The 24,857-nt window shown below is 63.5% G+C and carries 19 protein-coding genes; 6 read left to right on the forward strand and 13 right to left on the reverse strand.

Going from position 1 to position 24,857, the window contains the following annotated elements; all coding sequences use genetic code 11:
• Nucleotides 1-198 precede the first annotated feature (198 nt).
• Entirely contained in the window at nucleotides 199-1,551 is a 1,353-nt protein-coding gene (locus QMX89_RS17300) for a GntP family permease (protein ID WP_056842757.1), read from the reverse strand.
• Nucleotides 1,552-1,656: 105 nt separating this feature from the next.
• Nucleotides 1,657-2,187 (reverse strand): gluconokinase, encoded by a 531-nt coding sequence (locus QMX89_RS17305; RefSeq protein ID WP_049859536.1) that lies wholly within the window; start codon nucleotides 2,185-2,187, stop codon nucleotides 1,657-1,659.
• A 181-nt stretch (nucleotides 2,188-2,368) separates the two neighbouring features.
• Here QMX89_RS17305 and QMX89_RS17310 point away from each other — a divergent pair, with 181 nt between their 5' ends.
• On the forward strand, nucleotides 2,369-3,385 hold the full coding sequence (locus QMX89_RS17310) for a LacI family DNA-binding transcriptional regulator (protein ID WP_282349150.1): 1,017 nt from the start codon (nucleotides 2,369-2,371) through the stop codon (nucleotides 3,383-3,385).
• A 318-nt stretch (nucleotides 3,386-3,703) separates the two neighbouring features.
• Here the strand turns inward: QMX89_RS17310 and QMX89_RS17315 are convergent, their stop codons facing one another.
• On the reverse strand, nucleotides 3,704-4,588 hold the full coding sequence (locus QMX89_RS17315) for an AraC family transcriptional regulator (protein WP_282349151.1): 885 nt from the start codon (nucleotides 4,586-4,588) through the stop codon (nucleotides 3,704-3,706).
• 170 nt (nucleotides 4,589-4,758) lie between these two features.
• On the opposite strand from QMX89_RS17315, the gene QMX89_RS17320 reads away from it, so the two are divergent.
• From QMX89_RS17320 to QMX89_RS17330, 3 genes are all read left to right on the forward strand, one after another.
• Nucleotides 4,759-5,811: an NAD(P)-dependent alcohol dehydrogenase gene (locus QMX89_RS17320; protein WP_049859820.1), complete on the forward strand. Its 1,053-nt coding sequence runs from the start codon at nucleotides 4,759-4,761 to the stop codon at nucleotides 5,809-5,811.
• Between the two features lie 190 nt (nucleotides 5,812-6,001).
• Nucleotides 6,002-7,072, forward strand: coding sequence for a glycosyltransferase family 4 protein (locus QMX89_RS17325; protein WP_282349152.1), 1,071 nt, complete (start codon nucleotides 6,002-6,004; stop codon nucleotides 7,070-7,072).
• The gene (locus tag QMX89_RS17330) at nucleotides 7,065-8,129 is read left to right on the forward strand and encodes a hypothetical protein (protein ID WP_282349153.1); all 1,065 of its coding nucleotides are present in this window, start codon (nucleotides 7,065-7,067) and stop codon (nucleotides 8,127-8,129) included. Before QMX89_RS17325 ends, QMX89_RS17330 begins: the two co-directional genes overlap by 8 nt.
• On the opposite strand, the gene QMX89_RS17335 is transcribed toward QMX89_RS17330, so the two are convergent.
• From QMX89_RS17335 to QMX89_RS17360, 6 genes are all read right to left on the reverse strand, one after another.
• Nucleotides 8,116-8,391 (reverse strand): DUF1652 domain-containing protein, encoded by a 276-nt coding sequence (locus tag QMX89_RS17335; protein WP_049859541.1) that lies wholly within the window; start codon nucleotides 8,389-8,391, stop codon nucleotides 8,116-8,118. The two genes, QMX89_RS17330 and QMX89_RS17335, sit on opposite strands and share 14 nt — an antisense overlap.
• Before the next feature lie 141 nt (nucleotides 8,392-8,532).
• A complete protein-coding gene (locus tag QMX89_RS17340; protein ID WP_049859542.1) occupies nucleotides 8,533-9,837 on the reverse strand; it encodes an MFS transporter in 1,305 nt (434 codons plus the stop codon).
• Nucleotides 9,838-9,918: 81 nt separating this feature from the next.
• On the reverse strand, nucleotides 9,919-10,860 hold the full coding sequence (locus QMX89_RS17345) for a sugar kinase (RefSeq protein WP_282349155.1): 942 nt from the start codon (nucleotides 10,858-10,860) through the stop codon (nucleotides 9,919-9,921).
• Complete coding sequence (locus QMX89_RS17350; RefSeq protein ID WP_282349159.1) at nucleotides 10,853-11,635, reverse strand: AP endonuclease; 783 nt, start codon at nucleotides 11,633-11,635, stop codon at nucleotides 10,853-10,855. Before QMX89_RS17350 ends, QMX89_RS17345 begins: the two co-directional genes overlap by 8 nt.
• 65 nt (nucleotides 11,636-11,700) lie before the next feature.
• Nucleotides 11,701-12,663, reverse strand: a complete 963-nt coding sequence (locus QMX89_RS17355) for a LacI family DNA-binding transcriptional regulator (protein WP_282349190.1) — start codon at nucleotides 12,661-12,663, stop codon at nucleotides 11,701-11,703.
• A 420-nt stretch (nucleotides 12,664-13,083) separates the two neighbouring features.
• A complete protein-coding gene (locus tag QMX89_RS17360) occupies nucleotides 13,084-15,438 on the reverse strand; it encodes an FdhF/YdeP family oxidoreductase (RefSeq protein ID WP_282349161.1) in 2,355 nt (784 codons plus the stop codon).
• 244 nt (nucleotides 15,439-15,682) lie between these two features.
• Here QMX89_RS17360 and QMX89_RS17365 point away from each other — a divergent pair, with 244 nt between their 5' ends.
• Nucleotides 15,683-17,359: an NAD-dependent malic enzyme gene (locus tag QMX89_RS17365; protein WP_049859557.1), complete on the forward strand. Its 1,677-nt coding sequence runs from the start codon at nucleotides 15,683-15,685 to the stop codon at nucleotides 17,357-17,359.
• A 9-nt stretch (nucleotides 17,360-17,368) separates the two neighbouring features.
• Here the strand turns inward: QMX89_RS17365 and hyi are convergent, their stop codons facing one another.
• The 3 genes from hyi to QMX89_RS17380 all read right to left on the reverse strand — a co-directional run bounded on the left by hyi (nucleotide 17,369) and on the right by QMX89_RS17380 (nucleotide 20,838).
• Nucleotides 17,369-18,151 carry a hydroxypyruvate isomerase gene (gene hyi / locus QMX89_RS17370; protein WP_282349163.1) on the reverse strand — a complete coding sequence of 261 codons (783 nt, stop codon included), beginning with the start codon at nucleotides 18,149-18,151 and terminating at the stop codon, nucleotides 17,369-17,371.
• A gap of 92 nt (nucleotides 18,152-18,243) precedes the next feature.
• Entirely contained in the window at nucleotides 18,244-19,530 is a 1,287-nt protein-coding gene (locus tag QMX89_RS17375; RefSeq protein WP_282349164.1) for an MFS transporter, read from the reverse strand.
• Between the two features lie 96 nt (nucleotides 19,531-19,626).
• Nucleotides 19,627-20,838 carry an aminotransferase class V-fold PLP-dependent enzyme gene (locus tag QMX89_RS17380; RefSeq protein ID WP_282349165.1) on the reverse strand — a complete coding sequence of 404 codons (1,212 nt, stop codon included), beginning with the start codon at nucleotides 20,836-20,838 and terminating at the stop codon, nucleotides 19,627-19,629.
• 154 nt (nucleotides 20,839-20,992) lie between these two features.
• On the opposite strand from QMX89_RS17380, the gene QMX89_RS17385 reads away from it, so the two are divergent.
• Nucleotides 20,993-21,700, forward strand: coding sequence for a GntR family transcriptional regulator (locus QMX89_RS17385; protein WP_282349166.1), 708 nt, complete (start codon nucleotides 20,993-20,995; stop codon nucleotides 21,698-21,700).
• Nucleotides 21,701-21,988: 288 nt separating this feature from the next.
• Here QMX89_RS17385 and QMX89_RS17390 read toward each other — a convergent pair whose 3' ends face one another.
• Nucleotides 21,989-24,529, reverse strand: a complete 2,541-nt coding sequence (locus QMX89_RS17390; RefSeq protein WP_282349167.1) for a hemagglutinin repeat-containing protein — start codon at nucleotides 24,527-24,529, stop codon at nucleotides 21,989-21,991.
• Between the last annotated feature and the right edge of the window lie 328 nt (nucleotides 24,530-24,857).

A 24,857-nucleotide genomic window follows, 5' to 3' on the forward strand; every position in this document is an offset into this window, starting at 1 on the left:
CGTTGATTTGCGGGGCGGCTTGCGCGGGCAGACACCCGCTCCCACATTGCAATGCCCTACGGGCCCTGTGTGGGAGCGGGCTCTGCCCGCGAATGGTTCACTGCGGTGCGTCAGGCAGGTTGCGGGGCGGCCTTCGCGGGCAGAGACCCGCTCCCACAGAGTGAAATGAACTGTACTCGTGTGGCAGCGGGCTGGGGATTAGACCACCAGCGACAGCAGCAGGATGAAGATCAGGCCTACCACCGACAGGATGGTTTCCATCACGGTCCAGGTCTTCAGGGTTTCCGTGACGGTCATGTTGAAGTACTGCTTGACCAGCCAGAAACCGGCATCGTTGACGTGGGACAGGATCACCGAGCCGGCGCCGGTAGCCAGCACCAGCAGCTCACGATTGACGCCCGGCATCATGCCGATGACCGGGGCGACGATGCCCGCACCGGTAATGGTCGCTACCGTCGCCGAACCGGTCGCGACGCGAATCACCGCAGCGACCAGCCAGGCCAACAGGATCGGGTTGACCTCGGCCTGCACGGCCATCTGCCCGATGATGTTGCCCACGCCGGTGTCGACCAGCATCTGCTTGAAGCCACCGCCGGCACCGACGATCAGGACGATGGCCGCAGTGGGCGCCAGGCTCTGGTCCAGCAGCTTCATGATCTTCGCCCGGTCGAAACCGCGCGCCACGCCGAAGGTGTAGAAGGCCAGCAGCAGGGCGGCGAGCAGGGCGGTGATCGGGTGGCCGATGAAGTCCATCCACTGGCGGAACAGGTTTTCCGCCGGCAGCGCCACGTCGGCGAAGGTCTTGAGCATCATCAGGAACACGGGCAGCAGGATGGTGATCAGGGTCACCGCGAAGCTGGGCAGGTTCTGGTTGTCCGACTCCTTGGCGATCTGGTCCATCAACTCCTTGGAGGGGTTGCCCGGAATGTATTTGGAGATGAACGAACCGAAGATCGGGCCGGCGATCATCGCGGTGGGCAGGCCGACGATCAGGCCGTAGAGAATGGTCTTGCCGATATCAGCGTTGAAGATGCCGATGGCCAGCAGCGGGCCCGGATGTGGCGGGACCAGCCCGTGCACCACCGACAGGCCGGCGAGCAGCGGGATGCCGATCTTCACCAGCGACACGCCGGAACGGCGGGCGACGATGAATACCAGCGGGATCAGCAGTACGAAGCCGATCTCGAAGAATAGCGGGATGCCCACCAGGAAAGCGGAGAACATCATCGCCCAGTGGATGCGCTTGACCCCGAACTTGCGGATCAAGGTCTGCGCGATCTGGTCGGCGCCCCCCGAGTCGGCCATCAGTTTGCCGAGCATGGTGCCCAGCGCGAGGATGATGCCGACGAAGCCAAGGACCCCACCGAAGCCATCCTGGAACGACTTCATGACCTTGACCACCGGCAGACCGGATGTCAGGCCCAGGAAGATCGCCGCGATGGTCAGGGCGACGAAGGGGTGAACCTTGAACTGGGTGATGAGCACGATCAGACCAATGATGGTGACCAGTGCGTCAAGCAGCAAGTAGGTGTCGTGAGCTAAGCCAAACATAAAGGTCTGCCTCGTGTTGTCGTTGTTGTGGGCGCAACGGTTGTGGTTGGGAACATCGGGCGCTGCCGGGCGGAAAGCTCAGACAGCGCTGTCTTCAAAAGCCGTTCAAGCCAGCGTGGAGGCGCCATGCTCGACCAGCCAGTTTTCCACCTGCTGCGCCAGCTCCACGATGGGGACTGTGGCATCCAGGGGCAGGGTCAATGCTTCACCGGTGGGCGGTTCCAGGGTAGCGAACTGGCTGTCGATGAGGCTGGCCGGCATGAAGTGACCGGGCCGGTGAGCAACGCGATTGGCGGCTTCTTCGCGGGTCAGTTCGAGAAACACGAAGCCCAGGCCGGGCACGGCGTTGCGCAGGGTTTCGCGGTACTTGAGCTTGAGGGCGGAGCAGGTCAGTACCGGGCGCTGTCCCGATTCGATACAGGCGCGCATTTCTTCGCCCAGACGCAGCAGCCAGCCGGCGCGGTCCTGGTCGTCGAGGGGAGTGCCGGCGCTCATCTTGGCGATGTTGGCTTCGGGATGAAAGCTGTCGCCTTCGATCAGGCGGCCGCCGCTGCGACCGACGATGGCGGCACCGACGCTGCTCTTGCCGCAGCCGGATACTCCCATCACCACCAAAGCGTTCAGAGGGGCATTCATCAAGTCACTCCTGCTGGGGCGCACCGGGTATGGATACGGCGCCCTCATCTTATTGATCTTGTCAAAGCAGTCTGGTGCAGCCTGCAGTAATAGCAAGGCACAAATCATTATTGCTCTGGATTCGAGACAGCGCTACCTTACCTCAACTCTTTTTCATTGCAAGTAGATAACAACAAGAATCATGGCGCGAATCGGCTCACGCGCAACCGGCCTGCCGACCCTGGCCGAAGTTGCCAAACTTTCAGGTGTTTCTCCCATTACTGCTTCGCGCGCATTGCGCGGGGTGTCCACGGTTGCTCCACAACTGGCCAGCAAAGTGCTGGAAGCCGCGCAGGCGCTGGGTTACGTGGTCAATCCGGCAGCACGGGCGCTGGCGTCGGCGCAGAGTCAGTCGGTGGTGGTGCTCATTCCTTCTCTCTCCAACCAATTGTTCATCGACACACTGGAAGCCATCCATGAAGTGATGCGTCCGCGTGCGCTGGAAGTGCTGATCGGCAACTATCACTACGATGTCGACGAAGAGGAAAACCTCATTCGTAACTACCTGGCCTACAAGCCGGGTGGGATGCTGCTGACGGGCATGAGCCGCAGCGAACGTTCCCAGGCCATGTTGCACAACAGCGGTGTGCCGTGTGTGCACATGATGGAGCTGGGTGCTGAGGGCCAAGGCGCCTGCGTTGGCTTTTCCCAGGAGCAGGCCGGAAGTGTGGCGGCGCGGCATCTGCTGGATGCCGGGCGCCGACGCCTGGGGTATGTGGCGGCGCAGCTCGATCCACGCGTGATGCAGCGGGCCGAGGGGTTCAGGGCGGCGCTCGAGGCGGAAGGGGTGCACGATCCGCAACTTGAAGTGCTGTGTCCGCAGCCTTCGTCGATCGGCCTGGGTGGCGAGTTGTTCGCTGACCTGATGCGTCGGCATCCGGACGTGGACGGCGTGTTCTTTTGCAACGACGACCTGGCGCAGGGTGCGATTTACGAAGCACAGCGCCAGGGCATTGCCGTTCCGGATCGGGTCGGCATGGTGGGGTTCAATGATCTGCCGGGGTCGGCCCACCTGGTGCCGCGCTTGACCTCGATCCGCACCCCGCGTGCGCAAATCGGCCGCAAGGCGGCGCAGATGCTGCTCGACAGCATGGATGGCAAGCGTCATTGCGCCCAGGCGCTCGACCTGGGCTTCGAATTGGTCGTGCGCGAAACCTGATACTGCGGTGTGTCTGGCGTACCGCAGCGCGGCCTTCGCGGGCAGAGCCCGCTCCCACAGGGGATCGCGGCGCTTTTGTAGCAGCGGTGCGAGCCGCGTCGGCGATGGGTGCGGTGTGTCTGTTGTACCGCAGCGCGCCCTTCGCGGGCAGAGGGCTCGCCGCCCGCCCCGTTCCCACAGGGGATCGTGGCGTTTTTGTAGCAGCGGCGCGAGCCGCGTCGGCGGTGGATGCGGTGTGTCTGATGCCACGCGGTGAAGCCGGACGCGGCTTGCGCCGCTGCTACAGGGGCGGTGCTGTACCTGACGTTGCGCTGGAGGTCAGCGCAGGTCGCGTTCCTGGCCGGGGCTGTGGTTGAAGAGGCGCTTGTACTCGCGGCTGAACTGCGAGCTGCTCTGGTAGCCCACCCGCAACGCGACCTGGCTGACGTTCATGCCGTCGGCCACCAGCAGCGCGCGGGCCTTGAGCAGGCGCAGGCGCTTGATGTATTGCACCGGCGAGGCCAGGGTGTTGCGCTTGAAATGCTCGTGAAAGGTCGAGGCACTCATGTTCGCGCGACGGGCCAGGTCATCGACCTGCAACGGCTCTTCGTAATGCGCATGCAGCCAGGACAACGCGCCAGCGATGCGGGCGAATTGCCCCTGTTGCTCCACCAAGGCCCGCAGCACATGGCCGTTGGGCCCGCGCAAAGCGGTATAGAGGACTTCGCGCAGGCGAGCCTGGCCCATGGCCAAGCGGTCCTGGGGATCGTGCAGACACTGCAGCAGCCGCTCCACGGCCCCGCGCATGGAATCGTCCAGCGGCACGGCGGTCATCGACTCGGTGGTCTGCGCCTGACTCGGCCCGGGCTCCATGGCCAGCACCAATTCACCGAGCAACGTGCGATCGATCGGTATCGACACGCCGAGCAGGGGCAGCTGTTCACTGGCGAAGGTCTCGCACTCGAACGGCACCGGCAGGGCCTGGATCAGGTAATGCCCGGCGCCATACTCCAGGGTGCGCTCGCCCAGGTACGCCAGCTTGCTGCCCTGGGCGATCACCATCAGGCTCGGTTCATAGATCTGCGCGGTGCGCGCGATATGGCTGCGGCACGAAACCACCCGCAAGCCGTCGATGGAGGTAGGGATCCAGTCATCGGCAACCGCCAGCGGACGGATGAGTTCTACCAGGCGGGCGTTGGCGTCGAGGTGTTTGGTGAGGCTCATGGGATACCACGGATCAGGCATGAAATCAGTCGTCCATGATCGCACGTTCGGGCCCCGTTTGCGGGGTGCTCGGAGGAATGGGCATGCATCGCGCAGGATCGGACATGGCCGCGAGCGCACGTCAGGGCCACAATCGGCGCCTGATCATCTTCGTTTCGAGAGGTTTCAACATGTCCAAGGCACTCGGCTACGCCGCGCTTTCGCCCACCACGCCACTGGCTCCCCTGAGCTTCGAACGTCGTGCCCTGCGCCCCGACGACGTCAGCATCGCCATCGAATTCTGCGGCGTTTGCCACTCCGACCTGCACCAGGCTCGCAATGACTGGGGCATCGCCGTGTATCCGCTGGTACCGGGCCACGAGATCGTTGGCCGCGTGGTCGCCGTCGGAGACCAGGTGCAGAAGTACGCCGTCGGTGACCGCGTGGGCGTGGGCTGCATGGTCGACTCGTGCCAGCACTGCGATGCCTGTCACGCCGACCTCGAGCAATACTGCCTGGAAGGTCCGACCATGACCTATGCCACGCCCGACCGTATCGATGGCACCAACACCATGGGCGGCTACTCGGACAGCATCGTGGTCAGCGAGAACTTCGTGGTGCGCATTCCCGACGGCCTCGATGCGGCCAACGCTGCGCCAATCCTCTGTGCAGGCATCACCACCTATTCGCCGCTCAAGCATTACGGCGTCAAGCCGGGTGACAAGGTCGGCATTCTGGGCATGGGTGGCCTGGGCCACATGGGCATCAAGTTCGCCAAGGCGCTGGGCGCCGAGGTGACGCTGTTCACCCGTTCGGCGAGCAAGGCCGCCGAAGGCCGCCGCCAGGGCGCGGACCATGTCATCGTGTCGACCGATGCCGAGCAGATGAAAGCCGCTGCCGAAACCTTCGACTTCCTGCTCGACACCATTCCGGTGCCTCACGACCTGAACCCCTACCTGGAAACCCTGCGTTTCGACGGCGTGCACATTCTGGTCGGGTTGATCCAGCCGGTAGACCCTGCGCTGCACGCAGCCAACCTGGTGCTCAAGCGCCGTGTGCTGGCCGGTTCGTTGATCGGTGGCATCAAGGAAACCCAGGAAGTGCTGGATTTCTGCGCCGAACACAACATCACCTGTGATATCGAAATGCTGGACATCAAGAACATCAACGAAGCCTTTGAGCGCATGCACGCCGGTGATGTGAAGTACCGCTTCGTGATCGACATGGCCAGCCTCAAGGCCTGACACGGTCTGGTCGACCTTACCCTGTAGCAGCGGCGCGAGCCGCGTCGGCGGCCAATGCGGTGTGTCTAGGTGACCGCATTGACCGGGACGCGGCTTGCGCCGCTGCTACAGGGGGCCGAGGGGGTGCTTTAGATGCAACCATTCCTGTGCTGCAGCCTCAAAGCTGCAATCCGTGCCAGGAACGTCCTCGATGTCTTCATCTTCCGCTCGCCCGTTGCGCATCGGTGTGCTGACGCACATCAAACATCCCATTCGCCAGCCGTTCGCCGGCGGCCTGGAAGCGTTCACCCACGATGTGACGTCCGGGCTGATGCAACGTGGTCACGACGTCACCCTGTTCGCCAGCTCATCCAGTGACCCAGCCCTCAATATCGTGCCGGTGTGGGACGACGCCATCTATAAAGATGGTCGCCGTGCGTGCCTGAGTTCCGAGTACATCGAGGAGCACCACGCGTACCTCAAGGCCATGCAGAACATCGACGACCGTCGCTTCGATGTCATCTTCAACAACAGCCTGCACTACGTGCCCGCGACCATGGCATCGATGATCCGCACGCCGATGCTTACGGTATTGCACACACCACCGTTCTTCGAGCTGATCAATGCCTACAGTGGCGAACGCCGTGCGGGGCATTTCGCGACCATTTCCGAGGCCAATGCACGGCAGTGGGAAGAGGTCATTCCCGAGTGCCATGTCATCCCCAATGGCATCGACCTGCAGACCTGGTCGCCGCGCGCCGCGCCCCTGGAGCATGCGATCTGGTTCGGCCGACTGGTGCCCGACAAGGGCGCCCACCTGGCCATGGACGCCGCGAAGCTGGCTGGCGTCCCGCTGCGCCTGGCCGGTCAGGCGGTCGATCCTCGCTACTTCAAGGAACAGATTCAGCCGCGCTTGAGTGACCAGTGCCAGTACCTCGGCCATCTGGGGCGCGAAGAACTGGCCATCGAATTGGCCAGTGCCTCCGCGGCACTGGTCACACCCTGCTGGGAAGAACCCTTCGGTCTGGTGGTGGCAGAAGCCCTGGCCTGCGGCACGCCGGTAGCCGCCTTCGCCCGTGGTGCTGTTGGCGATCTGCTGACCGATGCCACCGGTGCGCTGGCTGCGGGCGGCGATGTCGAGGGCCTGGCCCAGGCGCTGCGCCTGGCTCGGCGCAAGTCGCGCCTGGCTTGCCGTCTGCATGCCGAAACCCAGTGGAGCCACGAGGTCATGCTCGATCGCTACGATGCGCTGCTGCGGCAGGTGGCCGAAGCCGGTGCGTGAACGTCCGCAAGTCGGCTATTACGTCCATCACCACGGTTCGGGCCATGGCATGCGCGCGTTGGCCATCGCCCGCCACCTGAACTGCGACGTCACCTTGATCGGTTCGCGTTTGCCCGAAGGTCCGTATCCGGCCAACGTCAAAGGCCTGCTCTTGCCCGGCGACACGGCGCCGGGCATGCACGTCGAAAGCTTCCCCGCGCTGCATTACGCACCTCTGGCCGTGGACGGTCTGCGTGAGCGCATGGGGCTCCTGGCCGATTGGATGCGCAATGCGTGGCCATGCCTGCTGGTGGTGGACGTATCGGTCGAAGTGGCGTTGCTGGCGCGCCTGTTCGGTGTGCCGTGCGTGTACATGCGTCAGCACGGTGAACGCACCGACACCGCCCACTTGCAGGCCTACGCTTCGGCATCGCGTCTGTTGGCGCCTTATCCGGCGGCCATGGAGTGCAGCCAGATGCCCGACTGGGTGTCGAGCAAGACCGATCACTGCGGCTGGGTGTCCCGTTACAGTGGGCATGGCCGCGCACACATGGAGGCCGAGCAGGGCAGCGTGCTGGTGATCACGGGGCAGGGCGGCACCGCTTTTACCGTGGATTCGCTGGTGGCCATTGCTGACTGCTGTCCACAGTACCGATTCCGTGTGGCCGGGCCGCTGCCAAGCAGTGACCTGTCATTACCCGTCAACCTGACGCTGTTGGGGCAGTTGGCCGATCCATTGCCCGAGTTGCTGCGCGCCGAGATCGTGGTGGGCAGTGCAGGCGACAACGTCGTTGCCGAAGTGGCCCACCTGGGTGGACGCCTGATCGCGATCGCCGAGCAGCGTCCGTTCGACGAGCAACGTCTGCAGGCCATGCAACTGGAGCGGTTGGGAGTGGCACTGGGAGTGGACGGCGTGCCGGCTGCGCAGGACTGGCCGGCCCTGCTGGAGCGAGCCCGGCATCTGCCCGGGCCCAGCGCCTGGCAGGCGCTGCTCAATGACCAGGCCGCGCAGGACGCCGCCGGGATCATTCAGACCACTGTGTGGAGTCATTTCGGCGCAGCCCTCAGCCCGCCTTGAGCGCCTGGGGCGGAATGAAAGCCTCGAGTTCGGCTTCCACCGCCTCGATGATGCGCTCGACGTCGGCGGCGTTCATGACGGCCGCGCAAGGCAGACCGGCGATGGTCAGCAGGGTTTCGCCGCTGCTGCGATCGAACAGCCGGGCGACCATGCTGCTGGGCGCATCCATGCTGCCCTCGAATCCCATGGGGTGAAAGTGCCAGCGCATCACCTGGCACGCATTGGGGAATGTCATCTTGTTCATCGCGCCCACCTGTCGCATGTCGCCTGCCGTGGGACAGGCCATCCGGACCGATGGCCTGTCGAATGCTGCGTTTTGAGTATTAAACGTAGCACCCCTTGGATGACAGCTGTGTGGTTTGCCGCGATTCCAGAATGATTTCATCGAGTTTCATGATCTGGGTCAGTGTTTGCAGGGTTTCAGGCCTGCCGTCGTCGATTGTTTTACCTCCAGATCACAGCCGCTGGGCTTGAGCAGCAGGGTCAATAGGGCCGAAAGCAGCAAGGCGCCGCTCATCAACAGGTACGACGCGCCGGGGTTGCCGGTGCTGGCATTCAGATAGCCAACCAGGTAGGAACCGGCGAACGAGCCCAGGGCGCCCATGCTGTTGATCAGCGCCATGGCACCGCCAGCCACGTTGGCCGGGAGGATTTCCGGCACGATGGCGAAGAAGGGCCCGTAGGGCGCATACATGCAGGCCCCGGCGATCACCAGCAGTGCATAGGACCACCAGAAGTGTTCGCTGCCCAGCGCGTAGGAACCATAGAAGGCCAGCGCGGCCAGCAGCAGTGGCGGCCAGACGAAACGTTTGCGTTTTTGCAGGCGGTCGGAAAACCAGCTCACCACCAACATGCCGATCACCGCCGCCAGGTAGGGCAGGGACGACAGCCAGCCGGCTTCGATCATGTCCATCTGCGCGCCCTGCTTGAGAATCGAGGGCAGCCACAGCACGAAGCCGTAGACGCCCACGCTCCACAGAAAAAACTGCAGCGACAGCGTGATCACCTTGCCCGAGCGGAAGGCTTCGGCATAGTTCTTCACCGGCTTCAGGCCCACCTGTTCGGCGGCCAGGGCGGCTTGCAGGTCATCTTTTTCCTGTTGGCTGAGCCATTTGGCCTGCGCCGGACGGTCGTCGGCCAGGCGCCACCAGATGAACGCCCAGATCACCGCCGGCAGCCCTTCGATGATGAACATCCAGCGCCAGCTGTAATGCTGGATCAGGTAACCGGACACCACCGACATCCACAGCATCGTCACCGGGTTGCCGAGGATCAGGAAGGTATTGGCCCGCGAGCGTTCCGCACGGGTGAACCAGTGGCACAGGTAGACCAGCATCGCCGGCATGACCACGGCTTCGACCACCCCGAGCATGAAGCGGATCACGATCAGCCAGTAGGCGCTGGACACCACGCCGGTCAGGGTCGCCAGGCTGCCCCAGAGGATCAGGCTGACGAAGATCAGTTGCTTGACGCTGTGTCGTTGCGCGTAGATGGCGCCGGGTACCTGGAAGAAGAAGTAACCCAGGAAGAACAGGGCACCGAGCAGCGAGGACAGCCCCGGCGTGATGTTCAGGTCGGCGGCCATGCCCGAGGCGGCGGCGAAACCATAGTTGGCCCGGTCCAGGTAGGCCAGGCTGTAGGTGATGAAAACGATCGGCATGATGTACCACCAGCGACGGCTGGCGAGTTTCGCGGTCTGGCTCTGCATGGTCTGACTCCTGAGCATTTTGTAATTGTCGCAACAGGTAGAGGGTGCTGAATCAACGGTCTGGGGTGATGTGTGTTCAGGTCATCGGTGTTCGTCCGCCGTCAGCGCGGCGCGGGTCGGCAGGCCTTCCATGTCGCCGGGGCTCTGCACCGCCAGGCTGCCGATCCAGTTGCCGCGGGCGGCGGCCCGCATCAGGTCGCGGCCTTCGAGCAAGGCACTGATGACACCGACGGCGAAACCGTCACCGGCACCGACCGTGTCGACGACCTTGTTCACCGGGCGTCCGGCCACGTAGCCCTGCTGCTGGGCGCTGCAATAAAAGGCACCGTCCGCGCCCAGCTTGATCACCACCGCTTGCACGCCCAGGTCCAGGTAGAAGCGGGCGATGTCTTCGCAGCGTTCTTGCCCGGTCAGCAGCTGCCCTTCGGCCAGACCTGGCAGCACCCAGTCGGCAAGGGCAGCGAGGCTGTTGATCTGCTCGATCATTTTGGCCTGGCTGGGCCACAGTGACGGGCGCAGGTTGGGGTCGAACGAAACGCTGCGGCCTGCCGAACGCATCGCGGTCATCAAGCCTCGGGTCAAGGCGTTCATGCTCGGCGACAGTGCCGGGGGAATGCCGGTGGCATGCAGGTGGCGGGCATCGAGCAAGCGCGGGGGCACGTCGGCAATGCCCATGTGGCTGGCGGCCGATCCGCGGCGGAAGTATTCCACGCAGGGGTCGCGGCCATCGTCCTGCAACGACTTGAACTGGAAGCCGGTGGGGTGTTGCGGATCCACGGCGACATGGCTGCAATCCAGGCCTTCGCGCTGCAGGGCCGCAACGATGAAACGGCCCAGAGAGTCATCGCCCACGCGGCTGAGCCACGCGACGTTGAAACCCAGGCGCGACAAGCCGATGGCGACGTTATTGTCGGCCCCGGCGATGCGCTTGTGAAAGCGGGTGACATCGGCCAGGTCGCCGGTCTGCTCGGCGACGAACATGGCCATGGTTTCGCCGAAGCTCAGCACGTCGAACTCAGCCATGGGCCACCTCCTGGGCGGCCTGACCAAGCGCAGCCAGGGTTGCCACTTGTACCTGGCTGACGGCCAGCAGATCGGCGCCCTGCAACGGGTACTCGATGGCCCGTACCAGGCCCGGCGCCATGTGGCGCAGCAGGCGCGACCACTGGTGCAGGTCGGTCAGCTCGGGCGGTGTGGCGACCAGTTTGCCGGTCGCCGTGCGCTGTACTGCCTTGCAGTGGATGTACTCGACGAAACGGCCCAGTTGCAGCGCCGCACTCGACACCGATTGTTGCTGCCATTGCCAGTTGCCGATGTCGAAGGTCATGCCCACGGGCAGCCCCTGTTCGGCGATCGCGGTGAAGAACTTGACCAAGGGATCGATTCGTCCGCCCTGGGCGGTCTGGTCGTTTTCGATCAGCAGGCGCACGGGCTGGTCGCGCAGTTGCTGGTGCAGCAGATTCAGGTCGCTGATGGATGAATAGAAGCCCAGCGACACCTTGAGCCACACTGCATCGCAGGCAACGGCTCGGGCGAGCGCTTCTTGCAGCTGTGGATTGGGTGCGGCCTGGCCGGGCTGCCACAGCTCGAGCGGCGAGGAATAGACGCAGGTCAGTCCCTGGTCGACGATTGCGCTGCGCAGGACAGGTGCATCGAAGTGGTCGAACAACTCTTCGCGCAGTTCCAGGTGGCTGGCGCCGCTCTGGGCAACCAACGGCGCCAGGCTGGCCTGACCCTGCGCACGGACATAGTCCGCACCGAAGCTGGAAAGGCTGATGGAGACGGGATAGAGATGCATTGTTATTGTCCTCTGAAACCGGTTTCAATTTTAGGTATACGTAAGCGGTACGCAGCCGAATCGACTCAGCGCGGCGGTGTCGAACCTCGAATGATCAGCTCTGGGGTGAAATGAAACGTCTGGGCCGGGGCTTGCGAGCCGTCCAGTCGCTCCAGCAGGCACTCCAGGGCTTGCACGCCGATGGCGTGAGTGGGTTGGGCGAGGGCGGTGATGCCATCCCCGACCAGGGGGTACCAGTCGAGGTCGTCGAGGGCGATGAGCCCGACGTCTTCGCACCGGTGGGTGTCCAGCGCGCGCAGCGCCAGGGTACAAGCCAGGGCCGCGACACCGTTGGCGCAGAACAGCGCCTTGGGCCCGGAATGGGCGTCGTCAAGAAAGTCCCGCAGGCGCTCGCCGAGGTCGGGCTCGGTGAAGAACACCGGGCCATCGGCGCGCCGCTTGAACGCATCGATGCGCTCGACCCGGGAACTGGTGCCGTCCGCTGGCTCGCTGACCAGCGCAATGTGGCGATAGCCGCGCGCGTGGAGGTGGTCCAGGGCCATGTCGACGGCCAACTGGTTGTCCAGACCTACCAGATCGCTGGGTAGGTGCGCGACCTTGCGGTCGACCAGCACCATCGGCAGTTCCTGTTGCAGTTCGCGCAACTCCTCCTGATGGTGGCCCAGGGTGTTCACGATCAAGCCTTCGATGTTGTAGGCTCGCAGCGCCTGCAACTGCTGGTGCTCCTGTTCCGGATCGCGATCGGTGTTGCACACCACCAGGCTGTAGCCGTGGCGGCGGCAGGCGGTTTGCACACCGTGCATGACCGCTACCGAGTAGGGATTGCGGATATCGGCCATGAGCATGCCGATCAGACGCGTGCGACCACGCTTGAGGCCGCGGGCCATCTGGTTGGGACGGTAGCCCAGCTCATCGATGGCGTGAGCGATGCGTCCGGCGATGGCATCGGACAGCAGGCCACGGTCTTCGCCGATGAAGCGCGAGACGCTGGCTTTGGACACACCGGCGCGCTCGGCAACGTCGAGCATGGTCACGCGGGGGCGCGCAGTGAGGGAGAGACGTGTCACGGGCCTGGGTCCTTTTATGGATGTTATGGGCAGGCGATCGATGGTTTGAAACCGGTTTCAGGAAACACCAAATCGATGTGGCCGTCAACTGGGGAAGAGGGATATTTGCGCAGGTGATTGGGGTGTGCGGGCTGTGCGTTTCAAGTCTGGGACCGCAGCGCGCCCTTCGCGGGCAGAGCCCGCTCCCACAAAGGGAGTGCGGTACCCCTGTAGCAGCGGCGCGAGCCGCGTCGGCGGCGCATGCGGTTTGTCTGACCTACCGCGGCGAGCCCTCTGCCCGCGAATCAGGCGACGCGGTTCAGCTGGCTGCGACCACGGTGATTTCTACCAGAAGGTCCGGGTCTGCACTGTTGCCACAGAGAGCGAAAGCCGCGTCCGGATTTACATCACCTGATCGGACAACGGAACGGCGTGGGCCATGTCTTCGGCGCGGGCCTGGGCCTTGTGCAGGGTGACCGGGATCGATTTGGCGGCCGGTACCTTGCTCTTGCTCGCGTAATGCCACAAGGGAATCAACGCGTTGCATTCGGGGTAGTAGGCGCCCGCACAATTGATCGGGATGTCGTAGGCAATGATCTGCATCGGCCCCACTTCGCGCCGCACTCCAGGCTCGATGGCGGTGCGGATGGTGACCCAGTCACCGGGATGGAAGCCCAGCCGAACGATGTCATTGCGATTCAGGAAGATCACGCTGCGCGTGCCCTTGACGCCGCGGAAGCGGTCTTCGTAGCCATACACCGTGGTGTTGAATTGATCGTTGCTGCGCAGGGTCATCAGCTGCAATACATCGCGCTGATCACTGTTCTGCGAGATGTCGTCGTCTTCGTCCAGGGTCTTGGCCGTGACGAACTGAGCCTTGCCCGAAGGCGTGGTCCATTTGCGCTCGCAGGCACCCAAGGGGCGGTGGAAGCCACCGGGTTCCCACATCCGTTTTTCCATGTCATGGAAGATCTCCGGGTAAGTCTGGGCGATGGCCTCGCGTACGCGGGCATAGTCCTGACGCCACAGCTCCCACGGAATCTGCTCGCGACCACTGAGGGTCGCCTGGGCCAGGCCGGCGATGATCGCCAGCTCTGCGCGCAGGTGCTCGCTGGCCGGTTCCGCACGGCCTTCCCAGGCGCGGATGCAACCGGTGCTGTCCTCGGTGGTGTAGACCTGACGGCGACCGTCCTGCACGTCGCTTTCGATGCGACCCAGGCAGGGCAACAGCCAGCCATGCTGGCCCGGGAACAGGTGGGTGCGGTTGAGTTTGGTGGCAATCTGTACGTTCAGCGTCAGCTTGGCCCACGCGGGCTCGATGCGATCGGTGTCGGGGACGGCGCGCAGGAAGTTGCCGCCCAGGCCGATGAAGCCTTTCACCGTACCGGCTACGATGCCCTCGCAGGCGTCCACCGTGGCCATGCCTTTGTTCTTCGGCACCTGGATGCCGAACAGCGATTCGATCTTGTCCGCAGGGACCTTGGCCGGGTCCTCGGTGATGCCTACGGTCCGTTGCCCCTGCACATTGGAATGCCCGCGCACAGGGCAGATGCCAGCACCGGGCTTGCCGATGTTGCCGCGCAACAGCAGCAGGTTGACCAGCATCTGCACGTTCTGCACGCCATGCCGATGCTGGGTCAGGCCCATGCCGTAGATGATCATCACCCGCTCGCTGCGGGCATAAACGGTAGCGGCGGCTTCCAGTGCCGCGCGTTTGAGGCCGCTGCGTTCCTCCAGGGTGATCCACTCATGCTGGTCAACCTGAGCCAGGAACGCGTCCACGCCTTCGGTGTGTTCGGCGATGAAAGCGTGATCGATCACCGCTGGCCGGCCCTCGGCCTGTGCCGCCCGATCCATGGCCAGCAGCGCCTTGGCAATGCCCATCACCGCCGCCGTGTCGCCGCCGATGGCGACCTGGTGATATTGCGTGCTGATCACCGTGGAATCGGGGCCGAGCATTTCGACGGGCGATTGCGGATTGACGAAACGCTCCAGGCCACGCTCGCGCAGCGGGTTGAAACTGATGATCGGCACCTGACGCTTGCGCGCTTCCTGCAACGGGTGAAGCATGCGCGGGCTGTTACTGCCCACGTTCTGACCGAAGAAAAAGATACAGTCGGTGCGCTCGAAATCATTCAGGGACACCGTGCCGACCGGCACGCCGATGCTTTCCTGCAAGCCGACCGAGGTGCTTTCGTGGCACATGTTCGAGCTGTCGGGCAGGTTGTTGGTGCCGTAAGCGCGCGCCAGCAGCTGGTACATGAACGAGGTTTCCAGCGAGGCACGCCCCGAGGCGTAGAAGATCACACTGTCGGGTTCCAGCCCGCGCAGTTGCTCACCGATCCCGCGGTACGCCTCTTCCCAGGTGGTGGTCACGTAGCGGTCGCGGGTCGCGTCATAGCGCATCGGGTGGGTGAGGCGGCCGTGGCGTTCGAGTTCGTAGTCGCTCCAGGTCCGCAGCTCGGTCAGGCTGTGCTTGGCAAACAGTTCGGGACCGGTGCGCAATGCAGTCAGCTCCCAGGCGGTCGCCTTCGCGCCGTTCTCGCAGAATTCCAGGGCGTGGGGATTGCCCGGCTTGGCCCAGGCGCAACTGACACAGGCGAAGCCGTCGGGCTTATTCTGCTTGAGCAATGCCAAGGGACCCTTGCCCAGCGCCTGTTGACGCCAGAGGATGTTCATCACCGAAAACGCCGATCCCCAGCCTCCAGAGGACGAGCTATAGGGCTGGTAGCGGGCTTTGGGATGAATGATCTGCATGGTCGTGGTCCTTGGCTATGGAAGCCCCGTGACGAGGGGCCTGCATTTACGACGGTGCAGGATCGGCAAAGGTTCGAAGCGCTTTATTCCCCGGCGGTATGCGGGCCTTCCCGCGGCTAGCGCAAAAGACAGGGAACAGAGCGCATGGCTGGCGTCAGGGCGGCGATTGCGCTAAAACCGATGGCACCCTTTGGCAAAGGCGTCTATTTTGAATGCAAAATACAATAAGCAAGGGAGAAACAGCATGACCAGCTCCGCCAAACGCCCTGTAAAGGTCCCGTTCACCGGCCCGGCACTGCTTGCCACGCCGTTGCTCAACAAGGGCACTGCCTTCACCGCTCAGGAACGCGATGTCCTGCATCTGCAAGGCCTGCTGCCGCAACAGATCGAAACCATCGACCAGCAATGCGAGCGCGCCTATCACCAGTTCCAGGCCTGCTCCACCGATCTGGAACGCCATGTGTTGCTGCGCTCGATCCAGGATTCCAACGAAACCCTGTTCTACCGCCTGGTCGATGACCACATCGACGAGATGCTGCCGATCATCTACACCCCGACCGTCGGCAAAGCCTGCCAGGAATTTTCACGCATCTACCGCAGCCATCGCGGCTTGTTCATCAGCATCGACGACGTCGAACGCATGGACGAGATTCTCAACAACGTGACCAAGGACAACGTCAAGGTCATCGTCGTCAGCGACTGCGAGCGCATCCTCGGTCTGGGCGACCAGGGCGTGGGCGGGATGGGCATCCCCATCGGCAAGCTGTCCCTGTACACCGCATGCGGTGGAATCAGCCCGGCCTATACCTTGCCGGTGGTGCTGGACGTGGGCACCAACAACCCCGAGCGGCTGGCCGATCCGCTGTATTTCGGACGTCGCGAGGAACGGGTGCGCGGCGAGCGCTACGAAGCGTTCGTGCAGGCCTTCGTCGAGGGCGTGCAGCGCCGCTGGCCGGAGGCGATCCTGCAATTCGAGGATTTCGCCCTGAGCAATGCCATGCCCCTGCTGGAGCGTTTTCGCGATCAGCTGTGCTGCTTCAACGATGACATCCAAGGCACCGCCGCGGTCACCGTGGGCACCTTACTAGCCGCGTGCAAGGTCAAAGGCCAGAAACTCTCCGAGCAGACCGTGGCCTTCGTCGGCGCCGGCTCAGCTGGCTGTGGCATCGCCGAGCAGATCATCACCGCCATGCAGCTGGAAGGCTTGAGCGACAGCGAGGCCCGCAGCCGGGTCTATCTGCTCAACAGCAAGGGGCTGCTGACCGATCGCCAGCCCGACCTCTACGACTTCCAGCAGCGCCTGGCCCACGACAGCCAGAGCCTGACGTCCTGGTCGTTCGCCGGACAGTGGCCAACCCTGCTGGAAGTGGTGAGCAACGCCAAGCCGAGCGTGCTGATCGGCGTCTCCGGCAAGGCCGGGCTGTTCACCGAAGAAGTGGTGAAGACGCTCTACCAGCACTGCTCCAAGCCGATCGTCATGCCGTTGTCCAACCCGACCTCGCAGATCGAAGCCCACCCCAAGGACATCCTGCAGTGGACCGAGGGCAATGCACTGGTGGCCACTGGCAGTCCGTTCCTGCCGATCGAGGTGCTGGGTCGTACCTTTCCCATCGCCCAGTGCAACAACTCCTACATCTTCCCCGGTGTCGGGTTGGGTGCCATTGCCAGTCGGGCCACGCGCATCACCGACGGCATGCTCATGGCTTCGGCCCAGGCGCTGGCCGACAGCGCAGCGCCAGGGCAGATGCTGCCACCGCTGCGCGACGTGCAGTCGGTCAGCAAGCGCATCGCCCTGGCCGTAGGCCTGGCCGCACAGAAGGATGGGGTGGCGGCGCCGATGGATGAAGCTGCACTGCGCGAAGCGATCGAGGTGCATTTCTGGAAGCCGGAATACCGCGCCTACGAACGCCAGCCGTTGTAACCGCCAGACTCAGGCCAGGTTGTGGCTCTTCATCCAGCCCAACCCGGCCTCCGTCCCGCTCAGCGGCTTGTACTCGCAACCGACCCAGCCCTGGTAGCCGATCCGGTCCAGGTGCTGGAACAGGAATCGAAAGTTGATTTCCCCAGTGCCCGGTTCGTGCCGGCCGGGGTTGTCCGCCAGTTGCACGTGGCCGATGGCAGGCAGGTGCGCCTGCAGCGTGCACGCCAGATCACCCTCCATCACCTGCATGTGATAGATGTCGTATTGCAGAAACAGATTCTCGTGGCCCACCTGTTCCCGAATCGCCAGTGCTTGCTGGGTTCCATTCAGATAGAAACCTGGCATGTCGCGGGTGTTGATCATTTCCATGACCAAGCGGATACCGTGAGCCGCCAGTGCCTCGCTGGCATAGCGCAGATTGTCGACCAGGGTCTGCTGCACCTGCTGCGGATCGCTGCCTGACGGCGCGATACCGGCCAGGCAATTGATTCGGGTATTGCCCAGCACCTTGGCGTACTCGATGGCCGTGGCCACGCCGGCGCGAAATTCCTCGCGACGATCGGGCAAACAGGCAATGCCGCGCTCACCGTTGTCCCAGTCGCCAGGTGGCAGGTTGAACAGCACCTGGGTCAGACCATGGTGTTGCAACCGTGCTTTTATCTCGGTGCTGTCGAATGCGTAGGGGAACAGGAATTCCACCCCGCGAAAGCCCGCCCGTGCAGCGAGGGCGAAACGGTCGAGAAAGGCATGTTCGGTGAACAGCATGGAAAGGTTGGCACACAAGCGCGGCATGGCAGGCTCCTTCTGTCAGGGAGCGCGGTGACCGTCCTGGCGTGTCACCGCGCACATCCATGCCATCCTACGCCTACCTGGGCGTCAGCGGGTCATTTGGGCATCGCCACGGCGGTGGTGACGGGATTGGCCGGCAGGTCGTAGACGAACCGGTTCTGAGGGCGCATGCGGAACGACAGCACCACACCGATGGCCAACAGCACGATGCTGACCATGAACGGCAGCTGCCAATTGCCGAACTTGTCGATCAGCAGTCCGGCCGCCACCGGGCTGATGATCGCGGCCATGGCCGAGCCGGTGTTCATCATGCCGCTGGCGGTGCCGCAGTGGTCCGGCGCGATGTCCATGGGGATCGCCCACATCGGGCCGATGGTCATCTCGGAGAAGAAGAATGCAATGGCCAGGCAGGCCAGGGACACGTACATGTCGTGGGTGAACATCAGCGGCAGCAGCGCTACCAGGGTCAGGGACAGGCAGATGGCGACCATCAGGCTGCGGGCGCGGTTGAGGTTGCCGGTGCGCTTGTAGATGCGGTCGCTGACGATGCCGCCCAGGGTATCGCCCACCACGCCGCCGAAGAACACGGTGGAGGCGAAGATGGCAGTGTTCTTCAGGTCCAGGCCCATGTTCATGAAGTACATCGGCACCCAGCTCAGCAGCAGCCACAGGGTCCAGCCGTAGCAGAAGTAGACGACGGTGACCGGCGCCATGCGCCGGAACAGCCGTCCCCAGGGCAACTTGCGGGTGTTCTTCGGCTTGGGCGGAGGAAGGGCGGCGAGTTCCGCCTGGGTAATACGCGGGTGATCCTTGGGTTGCTCGGTGAACACCAGTGCCCACAGCACCACCCAGACAAAACTGATGCCTGCGCAGACGTAGAATGACTCGCGCCAGCCATACGCCGCCATCACGGCGACCATCGCTGCAGGTGCCAACGCATTGCCCAGGCGGGCAAAGGCGTGGGTGATGCCCTGGGCGAAACCACGGTTCTCCTTGCCGACCCAGCGTGACATCGCTGCAGTGGCGGCAGGGAAGGTCGCGCCTTCGCCCAACCCCAGCAGGACCCGCGCCACCAGCAGCGAGACGAAGCCGCCTGCCATGCCGGTGAGCACCGTCGCGCTCGCCCAGATCAGCCCGCACACCACCAGGGTGCGCTTGGCGCCGAAACGGTCGCTGACCCAGCCGCCGATGATCTGGAACACCAGATATGGATAGGCGAAGGCCGAGAAGACGATGCCGATTTCGGTCTTGCTGAGGTTGAATTCCTTGCCGAAACCGACCGCCGCGGTGCTGACGTTGACCCGGTCCAGGTAGGTGATGAAATACATGGCGCACAGCATGACGAGCACCACAGTAGTAGGGCGCAGATATAACCGCTTCATGTTCTATCTCCAGTTTCTTATTGTTTACGCCCGCAGGCGTTGAGTCGGGATAGTCAGTCGCATGAGCGCCAGCCAGGGACGGCGGCGCCGTTGATGTTATTCGCGGCGCAGCGGCACGTGTTGCCCGGCCAGGTAGTCCATCGCCGCCAGTACGCCGCTGGCCTCAAGCTTCACCCCGGCCATCTGCAGGCCCATCTCGCAACCGCTCAGGGTTGCCATCAGGGTCAGGTCGTTGCAGTCGCCCAGGTGGCCGATGCGGAACATGCGCCCCTTCAGTTTGCCCAGGCCGGTCCCCAGGGACATGTCGAAGCGCTCATAGATGGTTTTGCGCACCTGGTCTGCGTCGATGCCTTCAGGGGTCATGACCCCGGTCAGTACCGGGCTGTAGACGCTGGGGTCGGCGCACTGAGTGGGCAGGCCCCAAGCCTGCACGGCGGTGCGGCAGGCGTGGGCGAGGCGTTGGTGGCGGGCGAAGACATTGTCCAGGCCTTCACCGAGGATCATGTCCAGCGCTTCGGACAATCCATAGAGCAAATTGGTGTTGGGGGTGTAAGGCCAGTAACCGGTCTTGTTCATCTCGATGATTTCGTCCCAGGCCCAAAAGCTCCGGGGCAGTCCACCGCGCTGGCTGGCTTCGATGGCTTTGGACGATAGGGCGTTGAAACTGATGCCGGGCGGCAGCATGAGGCCTTTCTGCGAGCCGGAAATGGTCACGTCCACGCCCCATTCATCGTGACGATAGTCGGCCGAAGCCAGACCGGAGATGGTGTCCACGAGCAGCAGCGCCGGATGGCCGGCGGCATCGATGGCCTGGCGCACGGAGGGAATATCTGAAGTCACGCCGGTGCTGGTTTCATTGTGGACCACGCACACCGCCTTGATCTGGTGATCGCTGTCCTGTTCCAGGCGGGCCTGGATCATGTCGGCACGTACGCCACCGCGCCAGCCTTCGATACCTGGCAGGCCGATGAATTCTGGCTTGAGCCCCAGACTGACGGCCATCTTCTGCCAGAGGCTCGCGAAATGACCGGTCTCGAACATCAATACCTGATCACCCGTGCTCAGGGTATTGCACAGCGCGGCCTCCCAGGCGCCCGTGCCCGAGGCCGGGTAGATGATCACCGGGTGGCGGGTCTTGAAGATCTGCTGAATGCCCGCGAGCACCTTGAGCCCGAGCTGGCCGAACTCGGGGCCGCGGTGATCGATGGTGGGGTAGCTCATGGCGCGAAGGATACGGTCGGGCACCGGGCTGGGCCCGGGGATCTGCAGGAAATGACGGCCGGCAGGATGGAAATCGAGCTTGAGCATGAGGTAATCCTTTTGTTGTTGTATTTTGAATGCAAAATTACATTAGCAGTTGGTCACCCTGTGTCAAACGGCTCGTTTGCGCTAATATCGAGTCGAATTCGTGCTTTTTAGAATAAGAAGAGCGCTGGTTGACCTGTCGATACAAGGAGTTTGCATGCAGTCTTCGTCAATGGCTTCAGCGCCCGCGCCTGCGTTGCAGTTGCCACGGGTAGAACGTCAACGCCTGCACGACACCGTGGTAGAGCACTTGCGTGGCTTTATCACCGAAGGCGTGCTGCCGCCCGGGACCAAGCTGAACGAGCGTGAGCTGTGTGAAACCCTGGGCATTTCCCGCACGCCGCTGCGCGAGGCGCTGAAAGTACTGGCCGGGGAGGGTTTGATCGAAATCAATCCAAACCGAGGGGCGAGTGTGGCGCGCATGAGCGAGCTGGAGATTCGCGAAGCGTTCGAGTTGATGAGCGGCCTGGAGGCGTTTGCCGGCGAGCTGGCGTGCGAGCGCATGACCGACGCGGAGCTCGACGAGATCAAGGCGCTGCACAACGCCATGGTGGTGAGCAAGAGCCAGCAGGATCTGGTCGGGTACTACCAGCGCAATCGCGCGATCCACGACCTGATCAGCCTGGCTTCGCGCAATTCCGCACTGCGTCAGATGTACCTCACGGTGAACCGCCGCCTGCAGGCGTTGCGATTCCTGTCCAATCAGCAGGCGCCCAAGTGGGACCGCGCCCTGCACGACCACGAACAGATGATCGAGGCCCTGCAGGCCCGCGATGGCAAGCGCCTGAGCGCCATCCTGCGCCAGCACCTGCTGGAGAAGCGGGACGCGATCATGTTGCTGGTACAGAACAGCGACTGCTCTTGATCCAGAACCGCCGCAGTGTCACCGGACGCGGCTCGCGCCGCTGCTACAGGAGCCGCGATCCACGCGCAGATGCGGCGTCTTGGCCCGGTGGTTCACGCCTGGTATCCGCGATGCGCTCCTGGGTTCGGCGGCCTCGCCCGGGGGCCCACGCCCGATATCCGCGATACGCTCCTGGGTTCGGCTTCCTCGCCCGGTGATTCACACCCGATATCCGCCATCCCGCGCTCCTGTAGCAGCGGCGCGAGCCGCGTCGGCGGTCCACGCGGTCTCGGATGGCGGATACACCGGTCAACGCAGGGTCAGGGGAATGTTCAGCGCCTGGATGCGCTGAGCGGTATCGGCGCTGACTTCCCCGGCCACGAATGTCGACTCGCGGGTCGTGCCATTGCTGGATGGCACGGCTACATCCAACGCTGCCAAGGGCAGGCCTGCCAGGCTCTGCCAGCTCGACGGCCGCGGCGCCACGTAGCCATGGTAGTTGCTGCGAATCGCATCGGCGTCCTCCACTGGCGTGTCCTTGAACAGCGCCAGACCGCTCGGCAGCGTCAATTGACCTGCCGCATTCACCGAAGCGGCATGGGTGGCCAAGCGCTTCGCCGTGATATCGATACTGCCTCCGGCCTTCATCGCGAAGCCATTATTGACTCGGTCGGTCACCCGCGCATCGGTTCCGCCGGCAACTGGCGCGAAATAGTACCCAGGCAGGTCGTTGTCCAACCATATGGTTTCATTGCGCGGGCCGGTCGGCGCCAGGCTACCGGTCAACTGAATGTCGGCGGCCGCCAACTTGATATCCCCTCCGGCATCCAAGTACGAACCGGCCACGTCGAGCATGCCACCGGCAGAAACGTGCAGGGAACCCGCGCCACCGAGCGTGCTGCGTGCCTGAGACTCCCGGAAGCCCTTGCGGCTCCAGGCACCCGTTTGCGGCAGTTCACCCGGTACCGGCCCCCACTGCGGCCCGCTCAGGTTGAAACTCTGCTTTTCGTCGGCGCTGCTGATCCACACATTGTCCTCGGCATCGACGATGACAGCCTTGTCGCCCAGCAGATGTGAACCGCTGACCGATACGCTACCCTCGCGGAAGGTCGAGCGGCGTGCCCGTATTGCCAGCGTGTCCGTAGCCTGAACGAAACTGGCGACGTTGCTTTGCGCGCTACGATCAAAACTGCGCTGAAACTGCTGTGCTGCCGGTCTTGCCCCTTCGATGCGAGCGTCTTCGCTGCCACCTTCGATGGCCACGGTGCCGTCGAATTGCAAACGAACGTCTTTCGCCGAAAGCTGACTGCCGACGATGCGAATTTCCGTGCCATGCAGCGACAGGCTGGCGTTGGGGGCCTGCAGCTGCGATGGTCGCTGATACCGGCGCTCCTGCAGCGCCTCGTGGGCGAGCGTGTCCGTCAGGCTGACCCGGCGGGCGCCGGTTCCCTGGGTGAGCGTACGTTTGAAATCCAGACTGCCGATGTGGGTAGCCCCCGCGCCGCCTATATCGATCGAGTGGGTCGCATTGATCGTGGCGCCCAGCAATGTGGCCGTAGGCAGGCTGACCGTACCACCTTCAATGTGCGTAGCCTGAGCGGTTTCAGTGTAGGTGGAGGCGCTGTCATCGGAGCCATCGAGGGAAGGCACCCGCACCGTGCGCCACGACTGGTCCATCTTGGCCCCGAGCTGCACGCCGCCCCGGACGGTGTAGAGTCCGATATCTTCCGGCCCGTCGATGCGGGTAGCTGCCATCTCGATACCGCTGCGGCCGTCCAGGCGTACGTTGCGCGTTGCGGTCAACCGGTTACCGATATGGGTCAAGCTGCGTTCGGTGATCTGTGCGTCCGATTCACCCGCTGCGAGGGTGAACCAATGTTCATCGGCGCTGGCCTGGCGCTGCGTTTCGGTCTGGTTGCTTAATGCATCCAGCTTCAGCAGCCCGCGGGACCGTGCGTCAATGTTCTGTGCATCGATCGCCACGGACGTGAGTGACATGTCACCACCAGATGAGAGCACGAGGTCCTGTTCGCCGGCGTCGATCGCCGCCTGCCCATACTGTCCTTGGTTGACCACACTGGAACCGATGGACAATGCCCCGGCCGAACTGATCTCGATACCTTTGTCACCGCGCAGTCGCGTGATGCCCATGTTCAAGCCGACACCCTGGTCGGTGCTGACGATCTTGATGCGCCTGGCATGCATGGCGCCCAGCAGGCTGGCATCCACCGCCGCGGATGACCGAGCAACGGCTTCGGTGGACAGAGAACGTGCGTCGACCAAGTGATTACCCAGCAGCAAGGTCAAGTCGCCGCCCGCAGTAATGGCCCCGGTTTTCTGCACGGTAGGAGCGATCAGACGCACCGATCCGGTCCCGACATCCAGGCCGTTCTGGCCAACCACCAGGCGGTGTTCGGCGGGGGACTGCGAACGTGTATCGTGCTGGCTGATCACGCCATCGCTGAACGCGGGCGTCCCGACCACATAGGTTGCCGTGTGGGCCGAGTCCAGCGTCATGCGTGCGCCGTTGAGCTCGATGCCGTTGGGGTTGCTCAAGACGTAGTCCGCCGCCTGACCGAAGATGACCTGCGAGCCGGCAATGGTGGAGCCGCGAGTGCCCACCACCTCATTGAGGATGGTGCTGGCGGCGACGTCAGCGAATTGCCGATTGGCGCCAATATCCAGGGCGACACCGCCTAGCTGTACTTGCCCAGCCGCCAGGCTGTTGTTCAGCACCAGACCGGCTGTACCAACGTTGTAGTCCTGCCAGCGATTGTGGGAAAGACCTTGCGTATTGGGCGCGACGATATCGACGACCGGTACGCCGGCCTGGTTGCCGAGAATGGCCATGCCCATTGGGCCATCAGCTGCAATCAGCTCGCTGGCCGAGGCTGAGCCGAGGGTAGTCAGCAGGACCGCCGAGACGGCGAGTCCGAGTCCGTGTCTAGTGAAGGATTGGGTAGAAAAAGCTGCTTGTTGCACGATGATGCTCCTCTCTGGGGGCTATGAGTTGGCAGGGCGGATGGACGAATCCGCCGCAGGCCACTCTAGAGAGGTGTGAGGCATGGCAATGAGTGTAGGAACGATCCTTGTAGTGTAGGACGTATCTGTCAGGCGCGATGTCAGAGGGCTGTCTTACCTGTCTTCAAGGCAACAATAGCGGTCAAGACGGTATGGT

The sequence above is a fragment of the Pseudomonas sp. PS01301 genome, from assembly GCF_029960215.1.
Lineage (GTDB): Bacteria > Pseudomonadota > Gammaproteobacteria > Pseudomonadales > Pseudomonadaceae > Aquipseudomonas > Aquipseudomonas coleopterorum.